The sequence below is a fragment of the Bacteroidota bacterium genome (genome assembly GCA_039111535.1).
Taxonomy (GTDB): Bacteria; Bacteroidota; Rhodothermia; order Rhodothermales; family JAHQVL01; genus JBCCIM01.
The window spans coordinates 1-19,735 of the sequence record JBCCIM010000128.1 but is presented as its reverse complement, the minus strand read 5'-3'; the positions used below and the strand labels follow the sequence as shown (position 1 = coordinate 19,735).

General features: G+C 50.6%; 34 protein-coding genes and 2 tRNA genes. 28 read left to right on the top strand and 8 right to left on the bottom strand.

Translation table 11 applies throughout. From position 1 onward, the window contains the following. Nucleotides 1–351: 351 nt before the first annotated feature. The 3 genes from AAF564_17880 to AAF564_17870 form a co-directional block, all read right to left on the bottom strand. Nucleotides 352–852, bottom strand: coding sequence for a hypothetical protein (locus AAF564_17880; protein MEM8487426.1), 501 nt, complete (start codon nucleotides 850–852; stop codon nucleotides 352–354). A gap of 26 nt (nucleotides 853–878) precedes the next feature. Next, nucleotides 879–1,223, bottom strand: coding sequence for a hypothetical protein (locus tag AAF564_17875; GenBank protein MEM8487425.1), 345 nt, complete (start codon nucleotides 1,221–1,223; stop codon nucleotides 879–881). Between the two features lie 78 nt (nucleotides 1,224–1,301). After that, entirely contained in the window at nucleotides 1,302–2,348 is a 1,047-nt protein-coding gene (locus AAF564_17870) for a helix-turn-helix transcriptional regulator (protein ID MEM8487424.1), read from the bottom strand. Nucleotides 2,349–2,442: 94 nt separating this feature from the next. Between AAF564_17870 and AAF564_17865 the strand changes: the two genes are divergently transcribed. After that, nucleotides 2,443–2,634 (top strand): hypothetical protein, encoded by a 192-nt coding sequence (locus AAF564_17865; GenBank protein MEM8487423.1) that lies wholly within the window; start codon nucleotides 2,443–2,445, stop codon nucleotides 2,632–2,634. A gap of 122 nt (nucleotides 2,635–2,756) precedes the next feature. Here AAF564_17865 and AAF564_17860 read toward each other — a convergent pair whose 3' ends face one another. Beyond that, entirely contained in the window at nucleotides 2,757–3,182 is a 426-nt protein-coding gene (locus AAF564_17860) for a helix-turn-helix domain-containing protein (protein ID MEM8487422.1), read from the bottom strand. Between the two features lie 128 nt (nucleotides 3,183–3,310). On the opposite strand from AAF564_17860, the gene AAF564_17855 reads away from it, so the two are divergent. The 24 genes from AAF564_17855 (at nucleotide 3,311) to AAF564_17740 (ending at nucleotide 15,435) form a co-directional block, all read left to right on the top strand. After that, nucleotides 3,311–3,490, top strand: a complete 180-nt coding sequence (locus AAF564_17855) for a hypothetical protein (GenBank protein MEM8487421.1) — start codon at nucleotides 3,311–3,313, stop codon at nucleotides 3,488–3,490. A 66-nt stretch (nucleotides 3,491–3,556) separates the two neighbouring features. Beyond that, nucleotides 3,557–4,390, top strand: a complete 834-nt coding sequence (locus AAF564_17850) for a hypothetical protein (protein MEM8487420.1) — start codon at nucleotides 3,557–3,559, stop codon at nucleotides 4,388–4,390. A gap of 208 nt (nucleotides 4,391–4,598) precedes the next feature. Then, on the top strand, nucleotides 4,599–4,958 hold the full coding sequence (locus AAF564_17845) for a hypothetical protein (protein MEM8487419.1): 360 nt from the start codon (nucleotides 4,599–4,601) through the stop codon (nucleotides 4,956–4,958). Next, on the top strand, nucleotides 4,958–5,623 hold the full coding sequence (locus AAF564_17840) for a hypothetical protein (protein MEM8487418.1): 666 nt from the start codon (nucleotides 4,958–4,960) through the stop codon (nucleotides 5,621–5,623). The genes AAF564_17845 and AAF564_17840 overlap by 1 nt, the downstream gene beginning before the upstream one ends. A 32-nt stretch (nucleotides 5,624–5,655) precedes the next feature. Continuing rightward, nucleotides 5,656–6,195 carry a GIY-YIG nuclease family protein gene (locus AAF564_17835; GenBank protein MEM8487417.1) on the top strand — a complete coding sequence of 180 codons (540 nt, stop codon included), beginning with the start codon at nucleotides 5,656–5,658 and terminating at the stop codon, nucleotides 6,193–6,195. A 3-nt stretch (nucleotides 6,196–6,198) separates the two neighbouring features. After that, complete coding sequence (locus AAF564_17830; GenBank protein MEM8487416.1) at nucleotides 6,199–6,441, top strand: hypothetical protein; 243 nt, start codon at nucleotides 6,199–6,201, stop codon at nucleotides 6,439–6,441. Between the two features lie 52 nt (nucleotides 6,442–6,493). Next, complete coding sequence (locus tag AAF564_17825) at nucleotides 6,494–7,456, top strand: helix-turn-helix domain-containing protein (GenBank protein ID MEM8487415.1); 963 nt, start codon at nucleotides 6,494–6,496, stop codon at nucleotides 7,454–7,456. Next, complete coding sequence (locus AAF564_17820) at nucleotides 7,447–7,833, top strand: hypothetical protein (protein MEM8487414.1); 387 nt, start codon at nucleotides 7,447–7,449, stop codon at nucleotides 7,831–7,833. The genes AAF564_17825 and AAF564_17820 overlap by 10 nt, the downstream gene beginning before the upstream one ends. Continuing rightward, nucleotides 7,830–8,531, top strand: a complete 702-nt coding sequence (locus AAF564_17815; GenBank protein MEM8487413.1) for a hypothetical protein — start codon at nucleotides 7,830–7,832, stop codon at nucleotides 8,529–8,531. The genes AAF564_17820 and AAF564_17815 overlap by 4 nt, the downstream gene beginning before the upstream one ends. Further along, a complete protein-coding gene (locus AAF564_17810; GenBank protein MEM8487412.1) occupies nucleotides 8,528–9,040 on the top strand; it encodes a hypothetical protein in 513 nt (170 codons plus the stop codon). The genes AAF564_17815 and AAF564_17810 overlap by 4 nt, the downstream gene beginning before the upstream one ends. Continuing rightward, complete coding sequence (locus AAF564_17805; GenBank protein MEM8487411.1) at nucleotides 9,037–9,390, top strand: hypothetical protein; 354 nt, start codon at nucleotides 9,037–9,039, stop codon at nucleotides 9,388–9,390. Before AAF564_17810 ends, AAF564_17805 begins: the two co-directional genes overlap by 4 nt. Further along, a complete protein-coding gene (locus tag AAF564_17800; protein ID MEM8487410.1) occupies nucleotides 9,387–9,566 on the top strand; it encodes a hypothetical protein in 180 nt (59 codons plus the stop codon). Before AAF564_17805 ends, AAF564_17800 begins: the two co-directional genes overlap by 4 nt. Continuing rightward, complete coding sequence (locus AAF564_17795; protein MEM8487409.1) at nucleotides 9,563–9,733, top strand: hypothetical protein; 171 nt, start codon at nucleotides 9,563–9,565, stop codon at nucleotides 9,731–9,733. The genes AAF564_17800 and AAF564_17795 overlap by 4 nt, the downstream gene beginning before the upstream one ends. Next, nucleotides 9,730–10,038 carry a hypothetical protein gene (locus tag AAF564_17790; protein MEM8487408.1) on the top strand — a complete coding sequence of 103 codons (309 nt, stop codon included), beginning with the start codon at nucleotides 9,730–9,732 and terminating at the stop codon, nucleotides 10,036–10,038. Before AAF564_17795 ends, AAF564_17790 begins: the two co-directional genes overlap by 4 nt. Next, nucleotides 10,031–10,753, top strand: a complete 723-nt coding sequence (locus AAF564_17785) for a hypothetical protein (protein MEM8487407.1) — start codon at nucleotides 10,031–10,033, stop codon at nucleotides 10,751–10,753. The genes AAF564_17790 and AAF564_17785 overlap by 8 nt, the downstream gene beginning before the upstream one ends. Further along, a complete protein-coding gene (locus AAF564_17780) occupies nucleotides 10,746–11,342 on the top strand; it encodes a hypothetical protein (GenBank protein ID MEM8487406.1) in 597 nt (198 codons plus the stop codon). Before AAF564_17785 ends, AAF564_17780 begins: the two co-directional genes overlap by 8 nt. A 26-nt stretch (nucleotides 11,343–11,368) precedes the next feature. Further along, the gene (locus AAF564_17775; protein MEM8487405.1) at nucleotides 11,369–11,638 is read left to right on the top strand and encodes a hypothetical protein; all 270 of its coding nucleotides are present in this window, start codon (nucleotides 11,369–11,371) and stop codon (nucleotides 11,636–11,638) included. Between the two features lie 30 nt (nucleotides 11,639–11,668). Beyond that, nucleotides 11,669–12,124, top strand: coding sequence for a hypothetical protein (locus AAF564_17770; GenBank protein ID MEM8487404.1), 456 nt, complete (start codon nucleotides 11,669–11,671; stop codon nucleotides 12,122–12,124). Between the two features lie 57 nt (nucleotides 12,125–12,181). Beyond that, nucleotides 12,182–12,340 carry a hypothetical protein gene (locus AAF564_17765; protein MEM8487403.1) on the top strand — a complete coding sequence of 53 codons (159 nt, stop codon included), beginning with the start codon at nucleotides 12,182–12,184 and terminating at the stop codon, nucleotides 12,338–12,340. Nucleotides 12,341–12,352: 12 nt separating this feature from the next. After that, nucleotides 12,353–12,592: a hypothetical protein gene (locus AAF564_17760; GenBank protein MEM8487402.1), complete on the top strand. Its 240-nt coding sequence runs from the start codon at nucleotides 12,353–12,355 to the stop codon at nucleotides 12,590–12,592. Beyond that, nucleotides 12,579–12,929: a hypothetical protein gene (locus AAF564_17755; GenBank protein ID MEM8487401.1), complete on the top strand. Its 351-nt coding sequence runs from the start codon at nucleotides 12,579–12,581 to the stop codon at nucleotides 12,927–12,929. The genes AAF564_17760 and AAF564_17755 overlap by 14 nt, the downstream gene beginning before the upstream one ends. 542 nt (nucleotides 12,930–13,471) lie before the next feature. After that, entirely contained in the window at nucleotides 13,472–13,711 is a 240-nt protein-coding gene (locus AAF564_17750; protein MEM8487400.1) for a hypothetical protein, read from the top strand. A 93-nt stretch (nucleotides 13,712–13,804) separates the two neighbouring features. Further along, nucleotides 13,805–14,221: a hypothetical protein gene (locus AAF564_17745; GenBank protein ID MEM8487399.1), complete on the top strand. Its 417-nt coding sequence runs from the start codon at nucleotides 13,805–13,807 to the stop codon at nucleotides 14,219–14,221. Continuing rightward, nucleotides 14,221–15,435, top strand: a complete 1,215-nt coding sequence (locus AAF564_17740) for a hypothetical protein (protein ID MEM8487398.1) — start codon at nucleotides 14,221–14,223, stop codon at nucleotides 15,433–15,435. The genes AAF564_17745 and AAF564_17740 overlap by 1 nt, the downstream gene beginning before the upstream one ends. 72 nt (nucleotides 15,436–15,507) lie before the next feature. Here the strand turns inward: AAF564_17740 and AAF564_17735 are convergent. From AAF564_17735 to AAF564_17720, 4 genes are all read right to left on the bottom strand, one after another. Continuing rightward, a tRNA-Glu gene (locus tag AAF564_17735) sits at nucleotides 15,508–15,580 on the bottom strand. 46 nt (nucleotides 15,581–15,626) lie between these two features. Continuing rightward, a tRNA-His gene (locus AAF564_17730) sits at nucleotides 15,627–15,700 on the bottom strand. Between the two features lie 249 nt (nucleotides 15,701–15,949). Continuing rightward, a complete protein-coding gene (gene ribE / locus AAF564_17725; GenBank protein ID MEM8487397.1) occupies nucleotides 15,950–16,414 on the bottom strand; it encodes a 6,7-dimethyl-8-ribityllumazine synthase in 465 nt (154 codons plus the stop codon). 58 nt (nucleotides 16,415–16,472) lie between these two features. Continuing rightward, nucleotides 16,473–17,300, bottom strand: a complete 828-nt coding sequence (locus AAF564_17720) for a PHP domain-containing protein (GenBank protein MEM8487396.1) — start codon at nucleotides 17,298–17,300, stop codon at nucleotides 16,473–16,475. Nucleotides 17,301–17,454: 154 nt separating this feature from the next. Between AAF564_17720 and AAF564_17715 the strand changes: the two genes are divergently transcribed. The 3 genes from AAF564_17715 to AAF564_17705 all read left to right on the top strand — a co-directional run. Next, nucleotides 17,455–18,009 carry an HIT domain-containing protein gene (locus tag AAF564_17715; GenBank protein ID MEM8487395.1) on the top strand — a complete coding sequence of 185 codons (555 nt, stop codon included), beginning with the start codon at nucleotides 17,455–17,457 and terminating at the stop codon, nucleotides 18,007–18,009. Nucleotides 18,010–18,136: 127 nt separating this feature from the next. Continuing rightward, nucleotides 18,137–19,303: a lysylphosphatidylglycerol synthase transmembrane domain-containing protein gene (locus tag AAF564_17710; GenBank protein MEM8487394.1), complete on the top strand. Its 1,167-nt coding sequence runs from the start codon at nucleotides 18,137–18,139 to the stop codon at nucleotides 19,301–19,303. An 18-nt stretch (nucleotides 19,304–19,321) separates the two neighbouring features. Next, a partial coding sequence (locus AAF564_17705; GenBank protein MEM8487393.1) for a DUF72 domain-containing protein occupies nucleotides 19,322–19,735 on the top strand: 414 nt, incomplete at its 3' end.

Sequence of the window (19,735 nt, the reverse complement as noted above, 5' to 3'; positions counted from 1 at the left end):
GTCACCGAATAGGAACAAATTTCTTCCATTTATGGAAGAAATTTGTCCCTATACGGTGATGTATGGTGTTGTATTCCGCAGCTTTTTATGCAGTGATATAACTTACAGTATATATAGATATAGATCATTATCACAAACTTCCCTTAAAGTGGTTTTATCTCGTAATTAGTCTTGAGTCTTTCTTTGTGTAGTTTTTTAAACCTCTCAAGGATCAGTGACAGTTTTGGAGGATACCATTTTTGGTCTTTTCCAGTACGAAACTGTATACTCCAGGTTGATGATAATAATGACAATCCCTGGGGGTCAAAATTCGTCAAATTTCTGTACGACCAGGAAGTGAAGCACCGGTGTTTACACCCATGCAACATTTTTGAACAATAGATCAAGATCATGATATTGATCATAGGCTCCAGAGTGATCAACAGTTTGAACAAGGAATCGGATCATCTCTTGAGCTTCAAAAGAAATATTTGCCGAGTTTCGATTCATATAATGCCTCAAAAGAGCTCTTGAATCGCGCATAAGATCTTTGTACGCCTCTGCAAATGTAGCACCCCGCCCAATCAGGTGCCAGGCGAGATCTAATATCGCTACACCTCCCTCCTCGGTTCTCAAGACATAAAATTCCCTGCCACCAACATCAATAGGTGCAATATCAAGAACATGTAGTTCTGTTTGCTCTTTGCCTATCTCGGAAGGAGTCTGTTTAGCGTCAAGCAAAGACTCAAGGAAATTGTCTAAGAGATTTGCATCCCACTGCTCCTTGAAAGACGGGTCATAGATTAGCTCCCAGTGAACAGGATCCATTCCTATCTGATTATCTTCCCGTAGATCTAAAAAAATTTGTTCCATGACAGGTCTTCACTATTTCTAGATACTTACTTGTTTACATCGCCTGAGCCACCAAGGATCCCTTGAGCATGCTTTATCAACCATTCACCAATCACTAAGGCATTTTGTGGTGACAGAGCTAGAGTAGCTTGAATATCCCTAGTAGCATTACCTCTTTGAACTAAATCGGCTTCTTCTGAGGAAAGATCAAGACGGTTAGAATCAACGATAGGATAAGTAGCTAATGCAGGAACCGAGCCATATTCGAGAAACAGATGAGCTATAATCATGCTACCGTTTGGAGTTGGCCCACCAATAGCTCCCGTGGCAACAATTGTTGGCTTATTGTTAGCCTTATCGTAAACGAAAGTAAATTTATCATCTCGGCTCATTGCACCACCTTTAAAATTAATTACTCAGAAACCACTAGTTTCCACCAGCTCCAACCACTATTCGTAACGTTACAACTCTTACCCCCCACTATTGCGCAGCTCTTCCCCTTCTTCCTTCGTCAGTCCCGTGTACGTCGCGCGGATGTAGTACTCGACATTGCCGGCTTCATCGTATATCGGTATAACGCGCATCATGTAGTCACCAGGCCCAACATCGATGTCCACCACCTCCATCTTTCCCTCCGCCTCTGCCTTCTTATTCTGCGCTACATAATTGTTCAGCGTGGCCGCGTGGTCCTCTCCTGGGTCAGCGACGCCAAGCAGATACAATGGAGTCGAGCCAAGTAGCTGTGCCAGCGCTGGAATCTTCTCTGCAGGAGGTGACGAATCGCCATCGCCCCACTGTTGTGCAACTCTGGCCGCAACTCCCGCCGAAGCCCCAATTTCCTCCCAAGAAAGACCTCGCTCCTCTTTCAGCCTCGTAATGCGAGTGCTGATTATTTGCAGTTGCTCGGATATAATCCGGGAAGAATCCGCCAAACTCTCACCTGGGCCAAGCTTATGGCGCCCCCCTTTCACAGCATGACTAAGAGCACTACTAACAGTTCTAGATCTCTCAATCATCTGCACAAAGTTAAAAAAGCTAAACCGATGCATATATTGCCGCACTAACAACATCGGTTCTCGAATGCGCTCATTTTCCAACTTCCATGCGTCAGGAAATGCAACACGGAGTCGATTCATCCTCTCAATGTAAACCTCAGAATCCATTCCTGCGTCATTCGTATCATCCACACCCTCAATCCACTCACTATTCCAATCCAAATAGGCCATCTCCATTCCTAGCGACCTCACCAATTCCAACACCTCTACGATGAATCCCGAGACATCTGGGCCAATCCTATACTTCCCATAACCTTCCTTGTGCACCAAATGCGCACTCAGCATGCTGCCAAGTGCTTCCTGAACGTTCTCGCGCCTCAATCCGGTCGAGGCCTGAATAGACTTAGGGGACATAGCCTTGTCCTCAGCACTCATCACTAACAGTATCTCATGCTGTCGAGGAGCAGCCGTCTCTAGCGGGTAAGGGTGCCCATTGACACTATTACTTGACTCACTCTTCATGATATCTTAACAAATTAACCACTAACTCTTATTGACAAACGACTAACTCTTAGTTATATTATCTGTATACACAAACACAACACACAATATAACTATGCAGAAGCCAGAAGTTGTCAATTTTCGAGCAAAACCGGAATTCAAGCGGCGGCTAAAGCTTGCAGCTAGTGCTCGTGGACTCTCTATGGCTGCATACATCACGGATCGGATGGAAAACCATATCCGCGCAGATTTGCGTGACATTCGGCAAATGATGGAGACCGAATCCCAGACTGCGGTAGCAGCCTAACAAATTTCCCTAAATAGAAAAAACCAGTCCCGGTCGGCAAACTGAAACTGGTTTAAATACCTACGAGAGGTACCACATTGTATGGCAAAATATACTACTCAAACGCAGAAAGATCCAATAGCTCAGTTCTCTGGGCCGGCTTTAATGTCTTTAACAAGATCCTTGAGCAACTCTAACTGGGCTCGCAGGGCCGGCACCTCCTTTTTAAGGCTTTCATTTTCCTCTTTGAGCCTGTCTGCATCCTCAAACCAAACATTGAACAGTTTACCTGCAGCATCCTCAGAATCTCCCCCTCTCAAAAAGGGGTGCGACTCGCTACCTGAGCCCATTTGCTCAAATACAAGCACAGACAATCCATCATCTCGGATTCCAAGCCAGACACTAATGCCAAAAGCTCTGCAAATGTCTATCGCCAAAGAGAAACTCGGCTCCGATTTTCCGGACTCATATGACACGTATGTACGGAGAGACATTTCGACACCTCTTTGGGCCAAAAAGTCTACAGCCCCCTTCTGGGTTAACTCTCTCTCCTTACGAGCAACCAACATGGCTTCGCATAAACCATTTTTCTCAAGCTGCATATTCACTGCAAATTAATTCTTATATCACGCACCTATTTGCACTTGTGCAACTTTTTGCATATATTACACGTAGTTGCATACAACATTGCAATATTATGACAATGGAAGCAAAAAAAGAAAGGGTTGTTTCTCTTCTGTCAGAAAAAGAACTCGAATTACTCAAAACTGCCGCCAACAAGAGCGAGCGAAGCCTCTCGTCTTTTGTAAGACTCGCAGCCTTAAAGGAGGCCTGGCGCTATGTGAATGAGGAAAAACCCGAACTCGAATATTCATAAACGCAAAAATCCAGCCCCGTCGCCAAACAAGTGCTGGATTTTCTAAACCCTTAAAGGATTTTCAGTATGTCTCAATATACTTCTCAAACGCAGAAAGATCCAAGTGGTCCTGCAATTAAACACGTCGAAATCCTCAATTCTGAGGGCAAATGGGAGCGCAAGAAGCTCATAGGCGAATTCTACTGGGTAGGTGGACGCGGTAACGTGTTTACCTGGCTAGTCGAAGGTACGCTTAATGGCTACGAAGACGATCAGATCAACAGCCTGCGAAGTGCTGGCAAGCTCCGAGATGTCAAACCCACTCCCGAAAATCGACGCAGTTCTTTGAACGAGGTGCGCGCAAAGCGTCGCAACTATAGCAAGAAAGCCAATTACGACCCATCTGTAGGGCCTGATCTTACAAGTCACAGACGCGAAGTACTGGAGCAAAGCGGCGCTGCTGCTGATATCCGGCGCGAGCTTGCGGGTCTTAATGACTACAAGATCACATTTGAAGATGAAGGTGGCCGGCATCACAAGCAGAAACTGATCTTCTTCAGAGGTGCAGGCGCTTTTCAGGGATCGCTGCCTTTCTACTTCGACAACCGGGCTCTAGCTAATCGCAAGGCATCTGCAATTGTTGCGATGATGGGCGTCAACAATGCGCGTGGCGTGGTTGGCAATCCAAAAAATGAAAAGCACAAGCGCCCATTTCAGGGATCACTTCGCGTACGCTGCAAGCACAGCTTTGAGGCAAGGAAGATAGCAGATCAAATTGCTGGGCTGATTGGCTTCACGGGCAAAACACATCTGCATCACTTCGGTCATGCAGCAGCTTGCGAGATCAGGCTTGCGACAGGCGTGCGGGACACCAAGCGCCGCGTGCAGCGCGAAGAGCGCATCTACAGCCGCGCATCCTGATCATTTAGAAATTGACTTTAAATGCCGTCCGCCACTGACGCAGCTTATTTCCGAGACAGCTGCGCCAGTGGATTTCCCAAAGCGAACTCTGGTTCGTATGGACGGCTCCTTATCGCGGATTGTGGGCCTGTCATAGGACAAAATCCGCTTCACTGGCGCCGGCCTGAATCCTTGCAGGGAAGGCCGGCGCCCCATAAGACTTGCCAATATGAAAAAACTATTAGAGCTAATCAAGGTGCGCCCAGCGCAGGAAGTTGTCAAAGAACTGGCCAAACTGCGAGAGCAGAATGCCAAACTCACTCAAGCGAATGAGGCGCTCATCCAGGCGAACGCTAAGCTGGACCAGCAGAATGGCCTACTGCGCACTGAAAACCACAAGCTGCGCAATGATGTGCAGATCGAAAGCCTCCGGAAAGAAGAAGCAGTTATCAAGGGCGAGCGCGCCCAGGCGGATCTAGATGAGCTTCGCGAGCGCTATTGCAAGGATGCCAGAGAGCGCATGCTCTCCCCTGCTGGCGCAGCTGGCAGCGAACGTCTCTTCCGCGAACTCACAAGCCAGCTGCCATAATGAAGACGACCGTACATCTTGGATGCCTCCCTATAGTGGTTGAGGCAAATACGACGCAGGAGCTTGTTAGAGAAGCGTGGAAGATCGCAAGACTTAACATGGCCATCACCCAGGAAGGCGCGGATCTCATTGAATGGATGCCTTACTGCGAAAACGGCGCAGACGGAAACGAGTACGCCGGCTTTGTTCACCTCCAGAGCGGTAAGCGCATTCGCTGGGGCAAGCAGAAGCAGCAAAACGGCGGCGACTGGTTTGTGCGCGGCAAGAGCGCCGACTCTTACCGCGGCATTGAGACCTGGCAGATGGACACTTCTAACCAGCTGCCTCAGCAGGCGCAGAGCTCGCAGCAGAGCCGGCAGCAGCAAGGCCAGCAAGCTCTACAGCGGCAACAGGCCCCTGCTCAGCAAGCACCAGCGCAGCAGTCCCAGCAAAGTGATCCGGACCAACCTGGACCCACGTCGCAGCAGCGCCTGGACACGATGGAGAAGTACCTGAAGGATGCACAGGCCGGCGGATGGCTAGAGACAGCTATTGAGAAATGTGAGCCACAGGTGGACTCCTTTACAGGCAACTTCAAACGCATGGCGGATGCGATGATTGAGCGCTTCCAGGCAAAGCTGTACGTCGAAAAGCCGGCCACCGTGGACGATGACCTCCCCTTCTAATCAGCGGCGCGTCCGCAATACCAAATCCAATAATGAAATCAGATATCCAAGACATCGCCTGTGTGTACCTGATGTACTGTGAGGCAAAATCGGCGTGGAAGATCGGTTTTACAACTAACCACCCTGATGCACGACGCAAGAGCATACAGCAATCAAATTGCTGGGGTGAAAAGCTTGAAATAACACTCATCAAGTACAGAGAGTGCAAGAACAGCTCTATTGCTCAAGAGATGGAATCCAGACTCCTGCAGGACGGACACCGCCACCAGAACGGGATAACAGGTGCCGAATGGTTTAGTGAGCTAACAGTGCTTCAGGAGGACTTCTTCTTCCACACGCCATCAGATGGCGCCCTGACATGGCGCGACATCGCTATCCATCAGGACAAGGAGATCCGGGTGCTCAGGAAGCAACTGGATTGGACAATCAATAGCTCCGAAGAGTCCCGTGAATTCAGTAACGCATGGCTTCTAGGCAGCCTGCACACCCTGATTGATACTTCCAATGGTACGGTGGAGGAGCTCGCACGAGCATTCGAAAACATCAAGTCACAACTCCAAAACGAGCGCTAGTCAATGCCGATCATCAGAAAAAAACGCAGTAAAGATCAGCCCTACGTAGTGCTGCGCAAAACCGAGTCTGAGAATACTGCTCTATCCTGGGCCGCACGAGGCCTGCTGATCTACCTCATGGGACTTCCAGTTGATGCAGAAATAACCCTGGAATCACTCACTGATCAGTCTCCTGGCAGCGATGCAGAAAACCGCGAACTGATCAAAGAGCTTATCGACGCCGGCTATCTGGACGGCTCACTTTAATCTTCTCAGATAACTCAATAGCTCCCTTCATTCAAAGAATTCGCTTAGTGCAATGTCCAATAAAGTAATGACCAAGGTCTGGGACTGTCAGCATATCACCAACCGCGCAGAGCTGACCATACTCTTGGCAATGGCAGACTGGTCAGATGACGATGGCCGGTGCTTTCCCTCGATACGCCAGTTGGCAAGGAAGACAAGGCTTGAAAAGCGCAGCTGCATTCGCATACTCCAGAGGCTACGCAACAGATATGTAAAGTGGAAAGACAACAACGGCGGGCGCAATGCCAGAAACCAATATAGAATCATTATCGAAGCACTGGATAGCAAGACTCCACCGTCGGAACCTATCGCGAAAAACGGAGGGCCGAACCCTACTCGACCACCCGCAAAAAACAACGCTTCGCCAAGGCCTGATACTAGGCAAAAAGAGGAGCTCACGGCGCTGAAAAAGGGTGACCCTGAGTACACTAAAAAGGGTGACCCTGAGTACACAGCCTCAGACCCAAAAGGGTGTCCCCCAGTACAGATAAAGGGTGACCCTGAGTCACCCGCAATAAACCATCAGGATAAACCACCATTCTTTAATACAAACAATTTAAACAACCCTCACTCTCTCAGTTCTACTCCGCGCGAGAAAAATGAGCGAAAGGACGAGGGGGATTTGGATCTGTCTTTCTTACCAGAAAAAGACCGCATCTACAGCGAAGATATTCGGCGCCAGGTAATGGCTTATCCGCCGGATGCGATCGACATGGCCTACATCCACATCCTGCGCGGAGATCATCGCGGAGCGGTACCGGTCAGCTCGCTCATTCAGCTACGGGACACCTACGGACACGCCCAGCTGATTGCAGCGCTCGTCTACGCCAAGGCTGAGGGCGATGGCCGCGGCGGATCGCTGAAATTCCTCAAGGGAATCTTGGAGCGCTGGAAGCGCCATGGCAATACCGCCGCCAACACCCGGCCAGAGACGAAATACTGGTCGCCGCCGGAAGAGGTCATGCCATGGGATTAACCGACGAGCGCACTGCTGCTGCGCGGCACATAGCCAAGGTCCTTGCAGGCGAGGATGCGCGGGAGATCCTTGAGCGCAAGACAGGCCGGCAGCTTTCCGAGTGGGAAGATAAATGGGCAAGCAACCTGCTGCGCGATGTGCAGGGGGGCTACCTAAACCCTGACGCCTGGCTTACGCTTAACAAGATTCCACTTCTAACACGCCGCTATGGGCTCATGGGAGATGATCTAGTCTTTGCTATGGTCGATTGCAACACGATTTCCAGGCATAACCGAAAATACGTGCCAGCAAGCGGCATCAAAAAACAAATTGCCTGCCGACTTAATCCAGAAAAATTCGCCGCCCTTTCCAATATGTACCCCGGAAAAGCAGCATGAAACGAGCAACAACGGCCGAAATGGCCAAGATCAAACAATCAGCGCTGAAGCACATGAAGGCCGGCATACTGACGCCCGGCAAGCTCAAGGTCGCTATCTGCGAAGATGGCTTCAGTCACCTACCGGCAAACGTTACGCTCTACAAGTGGGCAGACGACGCCGGCTACAAACTGCGCCGCGCATCCTCCTGGAGTAATGAGCACAAGAAGTTTGCGCTTGACCTGCTGAGGAAAGGCGTGAAGATGAGCACTATTCGGAAGAGGATGCTTGAGAAGTACGGCCGCCAGCCTGCGGTATCAACGATCTACGGATGGGACGGCCAGCACGCCGCACTGGGTGTATGGGAGGTCGCAGAGCTACTCGTTGCGTCAAGGAACGGCGTAGATAATCCGCAGACTTTGCATCGGCTACACGCCAAGCTAAAAGCCTCTGGCCATGGACACCTTTGTAAGCGCATAACAGCTGAGAAAGGCATGGATCTGTGGGAAGTCGGCAAATTTCTCGAAGACCAAGGTTGCGACCAGGTCGCTATCGATACCGCGCTGCTGGCCGTTTTCTCAAATGTGGATGCGCATTTCCTCAAAACAGCACGCACATGCATGCGGCGCAAAGAGGCGAAGAGTAGCCGAGCCAAGCGCGAGGAAGCTGCGATAGTCCGGCAGCTCGAAGAAGAATATCACATGGGGCTGGCCGCATGAAAAAGTCCTGGACAGATTTCGAAGATGTGAGCTACCGCGCACCGGCGAAAACGCGAGCTGTTAAGCTGCCGGCCGGCGTACGCGCACCAGCTGTGCAGGTAGCGCCAGAGCTGCCAAGAATGGCCGCGCAGCCTACGCAGGTCTTGATCATCGATGGCCTCGCGCCTTCGCTGAACAAGGACAAGCGATCCAGCAAGGGTCAGCGGAGGTCCAAAGCGCTTGAGCAGGCCTGGTACCTGCGCGTCAAGCTCGCTGCGCGGGACCAGGGCATACTTCCCCCCTCCTCTTACCCGATCACTGTGCGCTGCGAGTGCTACTTCGGCCCGGGCCAGCGCCGCCTCGACTGGGTGAACCTCGCCACAACTGCGAAGCTGACAGAGGACGGTCTTGTGCGGTGTGGCATTCTGAGAAACGATTCCCCTGTGTACGTGCTCGAAGGCTCAATGCGGCCCATGCGCACAGACGGGGAAAGCTACACAAAATTTATCATCACGGAGGTGAGTCAATGAGATATCTGGAGAATTCAGATAAGGTAAAGCGCTACCTGGAACTGCGCGCAATTGTGGATCAGGCAACCGAAGAAATGGACGAACTAAAACCGGTCCTGATGGATGCGCTCACGCATGAGCCCGGCGAAAAGTTTGACATGCTCGGCAGCGAGTTCACTATACGTAGAACCAAGGTGTGGGAGTATGCGCCAGACGTCAAGGGAGAGCTCGATGCCATAGCCGAAGGCGTGAAAGATCTGCGTCAGCAGACAAAAGACCTGCAGAAAATGGCGCAGCAGACCGCGAAAGCGCAGGTCATTGAATTTCGCCCATCGCTCGTCGTGAGCAAGAGGAAAGAGGTGAGTCAGTGAAGCATATCCGATTTATAGCGAACGATAAGGCGGGCGTATGCGATGCTTGCCTGGACTTCAAAGAGAGCCGCTACCGCTTCGTAGTCAACCCCAAGCGCACGGAATTGCGCTGCGCGGGATGCATAGCCAAAGCACTTGGCGCAACGCTAGAGATCAAGGAGGTAGAGCCGGCATGACAACTGAAAGACAGATATGCGTGGGGGCATTTATCGCGTGTATGATCTCTTTGTTTGCGTCGATTGCATGTGGCGCATTGAACATGCCTGGGGCTGAAGATGCCTGCGGCATTATCGCAGTAGCTTTTGCGATTCTGTTTGGCGCGACGCTGGAGGTGCCGACATGATTACCACGCACATACTCGACCTGCATGAAGCCGCCGGCCCGTTCGATCATATTTCGGAAGGCGACCCGCTTGTGATTCCGCTCACGGAGCGCCGGCCGCACCCGCACGGCTACGTGTTCAGGGTGAACGAATTTGACTTACCCATGGAAGTTGTTAAGCGCAACCGCCGAAGCATGATCAAATACTGGAGCGCGCAAGGCAAAGGAGATGAATGCCGAGAGCTACTGGAAGTAGAGGGCATGACTGTCAAAAGCTGGCTCATTCCAGCCGGCGCTGAAATACGAGAGGTACCAGACGATGAATAAAACACTAGCAATAAAAGAGCGCCCTATCCTTTTTAACGGCGAGATGGTACGCGCCATTCTTGATGGCCGGAAGACGCAGACACGGCGAGTCATGAATCCACAGTGGTGGGATTGTGAGTTTGGCGAGGTAATGAATGGGCATCTGGTTGGGCCGGAAATGTTTACACCGGGAGTTATCGACCGGGAGGGCGAGTTGCAGCCAGCAAAGGAGGATGTCTACGGTGTTTATTCTGAAGATGGGGAGTTTGGGGCAAAATCACCCTGTGGCAAGCCAGGCGATGAGCTATGGGTGCGGGAGACGTTCGCCTATACCTATGAGAGCGCTTTATGGCCTAAAGTATGGCAATCAGACATCCTGTCCCGTCATCACAAGACCAACAAAGATGGGCAAACAGTGATCTACCGCGCAGATGGGGAAGCATCTCCCCTCACCTATGAAAAGTGGCGTCCATCAATTCACATGACGCGGTGGGCCTCCCGCCTTCAGCTTCGCATAACTGACGTGCGTGTCGAGCGCTTGCAGGAGATTAGCGAAGAAGATGCACGGGCTGAAGGTGTGGTTATCCCTAGCGGTGAGGGTATCCTAAAACCCGTTACCGACGCCAAGACATGGTTTGGTGTTCTGTGGGATAGCATCTACGCAGAGCGCGGGTTGGGATGGAGCGTCAATCCTTGGGTATGGGTCGTAGACTTCGAGGTGATCAGCGATGAGTAGATCCTCCGGCGAATTCATCCTCTCCGTGCTGACCTTCGGCTTCCTCATGGCCTTTCTGTTCGTGGCAGCTGGAAGCTGTAATCAGCGACAAAATCAACAAATCAAAAAATCACATCTAACCATGGTAAACCCTACAGAAGCATTTCAAGAGTGGCTAAATCTGGTCAACATTGACCATCAAGATAAAATTGCCAGGTTCGTCCTGTACAGAATTCCCCATCTGGAATGGACGCCAGGCGAGAATGACGAGGTAGATGTATTGCACAGCATCCTCGAGTACGAAAACGACCCAAACGCGGTGACTGGCAAGCTGATATCAGTCACTGGCATACTCAACTTCTTTCTGGAAGAACGCGGGAGCACTGAGTGGTGGAATGCCAAAATTGACTCCTATCTCGATGTAATACAAGATGATGACGAGTCGAATGAGGCCAAAGAGGATGCTCGCGAGCGGCTCACCAAGGCAACGCGCAACAAGATGGCCTGGGTCGAGACTGCAGCAAGCTGGAAAAAGCTCGTGCGCAACGTGCTATCAAACAAAGCATTGCGCAGCTGGCTGCGGATGCATGCACTGAAGGAAAGCCTGTAGTCGAATTATCAAGCCTAGACTTTGACATGAAGGATAACAGCGCCGCAGCGGTCGATCTACTTGGGCACCTGCTGCAGGATCCAGCCATAGCGAAGCGCTTGTGGATCGTCGAAAACCAAAACCTGACACTTGAGGATGTGTGTGATCTTCTTCGCTGCGGCGAAACGAAGCTGCGGGGGCTGATCAGGGATGGGAAATGGATAATGGTAGCCGGTCCATCTGGCCGGCTCGAAATGACGCCAGACCAGTTCCGAGAACAGCGCCGAATCCTTATGTCGATGGATAAGCGGCGATAGCGCTCGCAAATCACTATTACAAATCAAGCCATGCCAATAAGTAAACCTGTACACGTAATCACCTGCGCCTCTTGTGGCCAGACAGGCATATTGCCACTCAAGCATTCAAAATTCAGCCTATGGTCTGCGCCAAACAAGAAGAAAGTCGCGGCCATGCTTGCCGAAATGGGATACCTGTTTTCCAATGATGATCAGGATGTCCACTGCGAGTCATGCGTTAGGCAGAGCGTTTTTGGGCCACAGGGTGCAGTGAGGCAACACGGGCCAGTTTGGGTATCAGATGTCCTGCAGCTTACAGCTAGGAAAACGAGGCCTGGAAGATGGATCGTTTTTCAGCCAGATACAGAAGAGGACTCCCTCTTTGAAGGAAGCTCAATCGATGAGGCGCTGGCGAAATGGAAAGATTACTACGGCACCGACTACGGAGTCGTGCCGGATGCTGGCGAGGTCACGCTTGGTTATCCCCTTTTATACACAAGGCAGTAGCACAACCAAACGGATATACATCAAAGAGCGGCATTTTATCGCAAGTCTGTCGATGACATGCTCAAGGAAAAATTCAGGACAACGCTAGGCCTTGAGACAGGTCTGGATGACGACACCAAGTGCCTAGTGCTCTTGCGAGATGCATTGCGCGACATAGCAGATCAGGCTGAATCGAGAATCATGATAAAAGCCCAGCTTAACGAATTGCTTGATTGATTGGGATCTACCATGAAACACCTATTCAAAATTAGCGATGAGGACTTCTGTAACCTTAGTTACGAGGAGAAAAAGGCGGCATCTGTGCAAGCTGCTGGAATGTGCTGCTTTCTCGGCCTATGGCTTTACTGGAGTAATCCGGGCGGGCTAGAGATGTGGGCTCTTTGGTCGCTCGTTGCAGTGACCTGGATTGGCTGGGACATCGAAACCAACAATGACATCACGAGCGAGGTGCAACGTGAGAAGCAATGACTACAACAGGCAGCTACTTGCCCAGCATGGGCCAATCAAGCCTGCACTCGTGGATATTGAGCACGGCCTTGACGACTCATATTTGGACAGGATAAATGATCAGGGTGGGCCCGTGGGCATCGTCACGCAGACACTCGTCGAGATGTGCGTTGATGCAGGCAATGAGTGGGCTCCATTTACATGGGAGCAGTACTGCGCATTCGCCGGCATCGATTGCCTTGAGCAAAAGGAGATGCTCAGTGACCTTGTTGAAGGTGATTACCTGCTCAGGGTTGCAAATGTCTACTCATTTCAATCCCCATGGTTTTTAGCCATGGATGAGTTTATACGATTCTAGAAACCACCCCGGTTGTGCCGGGAAAAAGAAAAAAATCATGCAAGAGCTTAATAAAATTCAGGATTACACTAGGGCTAATTCGGAAAGGTGGAAAGACCAGCCCGAAAGTTATTGGCTAGCTCGGCTCAATCAGGAGGTTGCCGAACTAACGTTAGCACTACAGGGCGAACATGTAGGGCCGGTAGACCACGAGTTGAAGCAGATAGCATCTATCTGCACCAATTGGCTCAAGCATCATCACAAACAAGATTGAGAAACCACCCCAACAATAGAGAAAAAATGAACAACCCAACCGCAGTCCAAGCAAGGGAAAACTGGCGCAGAATGTCTCCCGAAGAAAGGGAACTGAGACTGGATGATCCACACGACCCTTTCTTATTGGCCCACCTGTCAGACAGGCAGATAAGCTACATGTCGGGCGTGGAAATGTACCGATACGAAAGCGTGCGCAGGATTCGCAAGAACTTGGCTTCCCAGGCCTAATCGAAAAACCACCCCCCGGAGTGTTAAAAGAAATACACAATCATACCTGATTTTGAATTATGGCACAGAAAGTAAGAGTCTGGATAGACACCGGACAAAGCATAGATTCATTGTTCGAGGAAGATTTTTCTATAGAAGATTTTGGATACACAAAAGAGGAATGGGATAAGCTACCACCCCAAGAACAGCTTTCTTTACTGACGGAGTTATGCATTGGATTTGATGCAGGTGCTGAGTTTGTTGAAGACGACAGTAAAGAGCGCGCCAATGAAACCCCTTCCGATGGCAGAGACGATTAAGGGTAACTAGCGTCCTATCAAAACGCCTTATCGGGCTTTAGTCATAAACTGAGCCAGCAACACAATTCTTATAAGCATCAATGCTTACACATCATGAACAACGACGCAGCACATAGCCCGGTATCTTTTGATGCCTTCTTTGGCTCTTTGCTTCAGCAGATGGCTGAAATCAAGGCGTCTATTGATACGCGCAGCTCCGCCCCTCTCCTGGAGAACGATCTGGGCATCGAATTGATGCGGGCTTACAGCGCGAAAGATGTAGCCCACTTCCTCGGCACAGAGCGCGTACAGTCGGTATACGAGATCCCGGAAGCAGAATTGCCGGCAGTCAGGCGCATAGGTTCAAACAAAGGATACCTGGGAATCAATATATTGTGCTACATGCATGGACTTAAGCCAGTCGACATGGAGTCTGCCATAGAGGGGTATAGAAAGAAGCTCATGGACGAAAGGCCACGCGTCATGCCGATGCCAAACAAATCCAACCAGAACGTTCACAGGGTGCTATAATGCCATTCAAGCGCAAGGGCTCTCCCAATTATCAGATCAGGAAATGGAATCTGGCCGGCTACGGTGATACCGGCGCCATTTCATCGGGAACGACAGATAAGAGCGTAGCAGAGCGCATGGAGCACCTGCTCGTGGATTTGGCAAACAAAGCCCTCATAGATCCTACGTGGCGAAATCTGCTTGATGCCATTTGCGATCATAAAGTAAAATTATCCGATGCGCTCACGGCAAAAAACACAGGGCGCCTGGAGACGCTGAAGCTCTCGCTTACTGATCCCCTGATCTCAGATGCCGTTCAAATGTTTAAGGCTGGCAGCGACTTTGACAAACCAACACGTATCGGATTGGATGAACTTATCCAAATGGCCGGAAGTGAAAGGCTGGGTGTACTTACGGGCCGTAGAATTACTGAAATGTGCGTACGTGCACAGAAGCTGTACAACCAGAAGCGCAACACTGTGCACCGCCAATTGCTTCGCGCGATCTCGCTCCTGCTTCGTTTCCACATCGGCAATGCCGAACGCAATAGAATATTCGCAGACGTGCGCTTTAGTGCAGAGGACGATACGCGCGAAGTACACCTCTCCCCTCTTGAAATTGCCAATCTCCTTCAAGCCTGTGATGATTTGAACTACCACGAAGTTCATGTGATGGTGAAGATAGCACTTCAGACGAGCGCTGATAGGGGTACACTGCTTCATGGCGTCTCAAACAGCCGTGTGCACCGCGGGCTTAGAAAGCGCGATATAACGATCTACAGAGACGAAAGAACCAATGAGTTTTTCGGTGAGATCTTCCTGCACGATACAAAAACCGATAGCCGCAGCCGTACAGTACCCATAACTGATCTTCTTTGCCGCGAGCTATTGGCGCTCGTCAGAAATAAAGCGCCTGACGATACGGTGTTTAGTTTTAAGTACCCCCAATTCGACTACAGGTGGAACAGGATTAGGAAGAAAGCTGGCTTCTGGAATGAGGAAAAAGGGTTCACGCTTAGATTTAAAGACCTGCGCGCCCAATCGTCAATTTATGGCGAAGAAGCCGGCATCCCTCAAACGGTACTCTCTAAAACGTATGGACACACAAGCGACAAGATGATCCGCAGGTATCAGCAAAGAAATGCGGTAATGACGAAAGACCAGGCGAAGCAGCTTGAGGAGAGAATGTTTGCACCATCCAGTGCGAGCACTAACAAAAACACTAACACAGGATAACTTAAAGAAAAAAATTAAGTCGTAACCCGTTGTCTCCCAACGAGTTACGACTCGGATCCTGTAAAGGATATGTACCGCGTACGGGATTTGAACCCGTGTTACCGGCGTGAAAGGCCAGCGTCCTAGACCCCTAGACGAACGCGGCATAATTTCAGCAAAATTGCGCGTGCAACTTATGCTGAGGTCTGTAGGGTGATCGAGGGGAATTGAACCCCCGACCTCCAGGGCCACAACCTGGCGCTCTAACCAACTGAGCTACGACCACCATGTACATGCCCTGTTAACAGGCCATTTTATCTGAGAAGCAGAATATAGGCAAGTCATCCGATAGATAGCATGAACTTTCTATGTATGATTTATACATCCTGCAGAGAACAAACACTAGTACAGGCGTCTCGCGACATCCTCTAACTGTGCCACTCATTTTTCAGAGGAGACGTAAACTACCGTCTCCAAGATCGGTTCCAAACTTAGAAACAAGTTTCGGCCCCCTTTGTGTCGGCAAAGGTGTGCCCTAGCACGCTTTCAGCACGTTCACCATTTCGATTGCTGCAATTGCCGCTTCAGCGCCTTTGTTGCCTGCTTTTGTGCCTGCGCGTTCTATTGCCTGCTCAATCGTTTCGGTGGTGATTACGCCAAACATAACCGGCACACCGGTGTCGAGCGTGGCCGCCATAATGCCCGACGCTGCCTGGCCGGCGACAAAATCATAATGCGTAGTGGCGCCACGAATGACTGCACCCAGGCAAATGACTGCGTCATATTTTCCGCTTTCTGCCATTTTTTTCACAACAAGCGGTGCTTCAAATGCGCCGGGGCACCATGCAACGGTTACCGCATCCATGTTCGCGCCGTGACGCGTCAGGGCATCCAGTGCCCCCTCCAGCAGCTTCTGCGTGATAAACTCATTGAACCGGCTTACTACAATTGCAAACCTGGCGTCTCCCGGTTGCAGGCTGCCGTTGATGTACTCTGCCATACCTGTATTCGAATTGATTAGTGTAAAAAGGGCCTGTTTAGCCTGTTACCTGGCGCACTCAGGCAGCGCGGCGGCTTTGAAAGGCCTGGTACTGCTTGTCGGTAAAACCGATGGTGCCAAAGTTCTTCTCATCGTTCGACCGGATCCCGTGAAAGTCAGATCCGCCTGTTGTAAGCAGGGATAACCTGTGCGCAACGTCTATGTAAAACGTGCGCAGCATTTCGTCATGCGAAGGATGTACCACTTCCACCCCATCCAGCCCAAGGGCCTGCAGGCGTTCGAGGTCTTTATCGCTGACCCAGTGTCCAGGATGTGCCAATACAGCGATGCCGCCGGCCTTGTGCAGCACAGCAATGGCCTCCTCGGCACCGGGTAAGTCTTTCGGCACGTCTGCCGGCCCGCCGTTGCGCAGGTATTTAATAAACGCCTGCTCCGATGTATCGACGTAGCGCTTTGAAACGAGTAACTGGGCCACATGTGGCCGACCAATCGCCGGGCCTTCTGCAACAGCCTGTACTTCCTCAAAAGCCAGATCTACGCCTAGTCCATTAAGCTTACGCACCATCTCACGTGCACGCTCGGTGCGTTGCGCCTGGTGGTGGGCGAGAAAAGCATTCAGTTCAGGGTTGTTGATGTCAAAATCGTATCCGAGCAAGTGCAACTCTCTGCCCAAAAACCGGATACTGAGCTCAACCCCGGGCATAATGGTTACCCCGGTTTCTTTTGCTGCTGCCATCGCCGGCACAATACCGTCTATGGTATCATGGTCCGTGATTGCCAATAATTCGAGCCCACGCGATGCGGCTTTCTCTACCAGTGCCTCTGGAGACAACACGCCATCTGAACACGTTGTGTGGGTGTGCATATCGACAACTACATCCGCCATAAAGTAATCTCTTGCATTAAATTTTCGGCTGCATAAAACTATCTTAGTCCTATTTAGTTTTGCTCTTATTATTCTACTGTGCGTAACACCGGCGCATCCTCGTGCGTATTTTTTTCGATGTTTGCACATTCCCTCTGTGTAATCCTCCTGTACAATGGACCATTTATGGAGCCCCTGGCGCTCTGTTCATATAAATAAACATGCCGGGCACGAAGCGGATAATCCCGACCCTGTGTCTGTTTTCACCCGGCTACATGAGCAAAAACATGATGAAGAAAACCTGATCCTGTGGCGCGGCGATTCGGTGTTTGTCATTATGAACCTCTATCCATACAACAATGGTCATCTGATGGTTGTACCTTACAGAGAAGTTGCTGATTATGCAGCGCTCTCTGTAGCTGAAATCACTGAATTGGGCCTTGTTTTAAAACGTTGCATCCAGGTGCTCAAACAGGCACTTTCGCCAGATGGCTTTAATGTTGGAATGAATTTGGGTAAAGCTGCAGGTGCCGGCATTCCGCGGCATTTACACATGCACATTGTCCCCAGATGGGATGGTGATACGAACTTTATGCCGACACTTGCTGAAACAAAGGTGATTCCTGAAGCACTCAGAGACTCGTATAAAAAAATAAAAACGGCCTGGGCCAGGTTGGATTTATCTGACCCAGACATGCTTAGCAAAAATCTGGATGGAAGAATTTCTTAATTTGAAACACCATCCCTTATCTTTGTTATTACATGCAGACACGCCCAAACATGCAGTACACTACCCGCTGCTTATACCTTTTACCATAACCAGCCAGTTCTGCTAACAAAAACTGGCAACGAACACAATGTCTGAACCGCGCATCATTTCAAATAAAGATGAGATGCCTGCTTTGCCTGATGGCAACGACAGGGCGGTTCGTGATATCAAGCTCACCTTTCAGAATATCCTCTGGCCACTACTACTGAGCTTGCTTGTTCTCTCGGTTGTAGGCTACCTCACGTTTGAACCAACCGTTTTTAAAGAAACAGTTGCCAACTTGAATGTCTGGTTTATGAGCGCCGCCATCGTAACCATTGTGTTGCGCGTTATCTTTGGCGCCTGGCGGTTCAGTTTCATTTCCAGGGGACAGCTTGGGTTTGTCAAAGGACTCAGGGGGCAACTTGCCTGGGACTTTTTCTCCAACGTTACGCCAGCAGCTCTGGGCGGTGGCCCCTTTGCAGCCATTTACGTAGCCAAAGATTCCAAAATACAGATCGGCGAAACAACTGCGCTGGTCCTGTTCACAATTTTACTGGACCAGTTCTGGTCTGCCCTCATGATTCCCTTCATCCTGATCACCGCGGCTTATATCGCTGTGATTCCACCGGAATTGGGTTCTCTGGGCAGCGTCGCCATCATCGGGTACTTCCTGGCCATGCTGAGCTGGGTGTGTGTATTTGGCTATGCCACACTCTTCCGGCCTGAACTAATCGAGCGATTTAGCGACCGTGTTTTCCAGATTGGTTTCCTGAAGCGTTTTCGCAAGCGGGTTGCTTCAGAAATGACCAAAATGAGCGAGAGTGCTGCCATGTTACGGTCACAGCCGCCAGCGTTCTTCTCTACGGCGTTCCTGCTTACTGCCGGCACCTGGATCCCTCGCTACCTGCTACCCGTCTTCATTGTACTGAGTGTTTTTGAAGACCTGGAGGCATTCCTCTTCTTCATTCGCGGCATTACCATGACGGTCAGTTCATTTATCGTCCCAACCCCCGGTGGTGCAGGCGGTATCGAAGGGCTTTACGTCTTGTTCCTCGCCCCACTGATGCCCAAAGCGCTTGTTGCACCAACCCTGTTTATGTGGCGGTTTTTCGGGTACTACATTTTTGTAGCCCTCGGCGCCTTCCTGTTTTATTCAGGTAAAAAACGCGGCAATGATAAACTGGCGGACAGCGATGACAATGCGCAGCCAGCCGATGAGATTTCAGTACCCTCTGCTGAACCAGAGCCAGAATTTGCCGACAGCGAAGAATAACCCACCTTCCCCAAACGCGTGTTACACTCCCCCCCTGCAATAGCGCGCCAGAACGCAGCGTCTTACGACTTCCGTAATTTCAGCGAAGCAACCAAATTTGGTACCGCAAGCGACAGATACGCCGGCTGGATCGGACAAATTTATCCGGAGTCTTATACCAAAGAGCTTTCTTCCCGCAACAGGAAGCTGGGCGGACAAACGTACCAGGAACGTACCCTCCCCATCAGCTCTGTTGTCGACTACTTCAAACATTTTGAAGTCCTTGAAATTGACTTCACCTATTATCGCCCGCTCCGCGATCCAGACCTGTCGCCGTCCAGCAATGCTTTCGTGCTCGAGCAATACGCTTCTGCAGCACCAGACAACGCCCGGTTTCTGCTCAAGGCCCCCCAGCAATATTTCACCCGAACCCTCCGGCGATCGCGTGAGGGC

Bases quoted from the DNA above. Each gene is read 5' to 3' on its own strand.
- AAF564_17880 (MEM8487426.1), bottom strand. From the start codon at position 852: ATGGAACAAATTTTTTTAGATCTACGGGAAGATAATCAGATAGGAATG.
- AAF564_17875 (MEM8487425.1), bottom strand. From the start codon at position 1,223: ATGAGCCGAGATGATAAATTTACTTTCGTTTACGATAAGGCTAACAAT.
- AAF564_17870 (MEM8487424.1), bottom strand. From the start codon at position 2,348: ATGAAGAGTGAGTCAAGTAATAGTGTCAATGGGCACCCTTACCCGCTA.
- AAF564_17865 (MEM8487423.1), top strand. From the start codon at position 2,443: ATGCAGAAGCCAGAAGTTGTCAATTTTCGAGCAAAACCGGAATTCAAG.
- AAF564_17860 (MEM8487422.1), bottom strand. From the start codon at position 3,182: ATGTTGGTTGCTCGTAAGGAGAGAGAGTTAACCCAGAAGGGGGCTGTA.
- AAF564_17855 (MEM8487421.1), top strand. From the start codon at position 3,311: ATGACAATGGAAGCAAAAAAAGAAAGGGTTGTTTCTCTTCTGTCAGAA.
- AAF564_17850 (MEM8487420.1), top strand. From the start codon at position 3,557: ATGTCTCAATATACTTCTCAAACGCAGAAAGATCCAAGTGGTCCTGCA.
- AAF564_17845 (MEM8487419.1), top strand. From the start codon at position 4,599: ATGAAAAAACTATTAGAGCTAATCAAGGTGCGCCCAGCGCAGGAAGTT.
- AAF564_17840 (MEM8487418.1), top strand. From the start codon at position 4,958: ATGAAGACGACCGTACATCTTGGATGCCTCCCTATAGTGGTTGAGGCA.
- AAF564_17835 (MEM8487417.1), top strand. From the start codon at position 5,656: ATGAAATCAGATATCCAAGACATCGCCTGTGTGTACCTGATGTACTGT.
- AAF564_17830 (MEM8487416.1), top strand. From the start codon at position 6,199: ATGCCGATCATCAGAAAAAAACGCAGTAAAGATCAGCCCTACGTAGTG.
- AAF564_17825 (MEM8487415.1), top strand. From the start codon at position 6,494: ATGTCCAATAAAGTAATGACCAAGGTCTGGGACTGTCAGCATATCACC.
- AAF564_17820 (MEM8487414.1), top strand. From the start codon at position 7,447: ATGGGATTAACCGACGAGCGCACTGCTGCTGCGCGGCACATAGCCAAG.
- AAF564_17815 (MEM8487413.1), top strand. From the start codon at position 7,830: ATGAAACGAGCAACAACGGCCGAAATGGCCAAGATCAAACAATCAGCG.
- AAF564_17810 (MEM8487412.1), top strand. From the start codon at position 8,528: ATGAAAAAGTCCTGGACAGATTTCGAAGATGTGAGCTACCGCGCACCG.
- AAF564_17805 (MEM8487411.1), top strand. From the start codon at position 9,037: ATGAGATATCTGGAGAATTCAGATAAGGTAAAGCGCTACCTGGAACTG.
- AAF564_17795 (MEM8487409.1), top strand. From the start codon at position 9,563: ATGACAACTGAAAGACAGATATGCGTGGGGGCATTTATCGCGTGTATG.
- AAF564_17790 (MEM8487408.1), top strand. From the start codon at position 9,730: ATGATTACCACGCACATACTCGACCTGCATGAAGCCGCCGGCCCGTTC.
- AAF564_17785 (MEM8487407.1), top strand. From the start codon at position 10,031: ATGAATAAAACACTAGCAATAAAAGAGCGCCCTATCCTTTTTAACGGC.
- AAF564_17780 (MEM8487406.1), top strand. From the start codon at position 10,746: ATGAGTAGATCCTCCGGCGAATTCATCCTCTCCGTGCTGACCTTCGGC.
- AAF564_17775 (MEM8487405.1), top strand. From the start codon at position 11,369: ATGAAGGATAACAGCGCCGCAGCGGTCGATCTACTTGGGCACCTGCTG.
- AAF564_17770 (MEM8487404.1), top strand. From the start codon at position 11,669: ATGCCAATAAGTAAACCTGTACACGTAATCACCTGCGCCTCTTGTGGC.
- AAF564_17765 (MEM8487403.1), top strand. From the start codon at position 12,182: ATGCTCAAGGAAAAATTCAGGACAACGCTAGGCCTTGAGACAGGTCTG.
- AAF564_17760 (MEM8487402.1), top strand. From the start codon at position 12,353: ATGAAACACCTATTCAAAATTAGCGATGAGGACTTCTGTAACCTTAGT.
- AAF564_17750 (MEM8487400.1), top strand. From the start codon at position 13,472: ATGGCACAGAAAGTAAGAGTCTGGATAGACACCGGACAAAGCATAGAT.
- AAF564_17745 (MEM8487399.1), top strand. From the start codon at position 13,805: ATGAACAACGACGCAGCACATAGCCCGGTATCTTTTGATGCCTTCTTT.
- AAF564_17740 (MEM8487398.1), top strand. From the start codon at position 14,221: ATGCCATTCAAGCGCAAGGGCTCTCCCAATTATCAGATCAGGAAATGG.
- ribE (MEM8487397.1), bottom strand. From the start codon at position 16,414: ATGGCAGAGTACATCAACGGCAGCCTGCAACCGGGAGACGCCAGGTTT.
- AAF564_17720 (MEM8487396.1), bottom strand. From the start codon at position 17,300: ATGGCGGATGTAGTTGTCGATATGCACACCCACACAACGTGTTCAGAT.
- AAF564_17715 (MEM8487395.1), top strand. From the start codon at position 17,455: ATGGACCATTTATGGAGCCCCTGGCGCTCTGTTCATATAAATAAACAT.
- AAF564_17710 (MEM8487394.1), top strand. From the start codon at position 18,137: ATGTCTGAACCGCGCATCATTTCAAATAAAGATGAGATGCCTGCTTTG.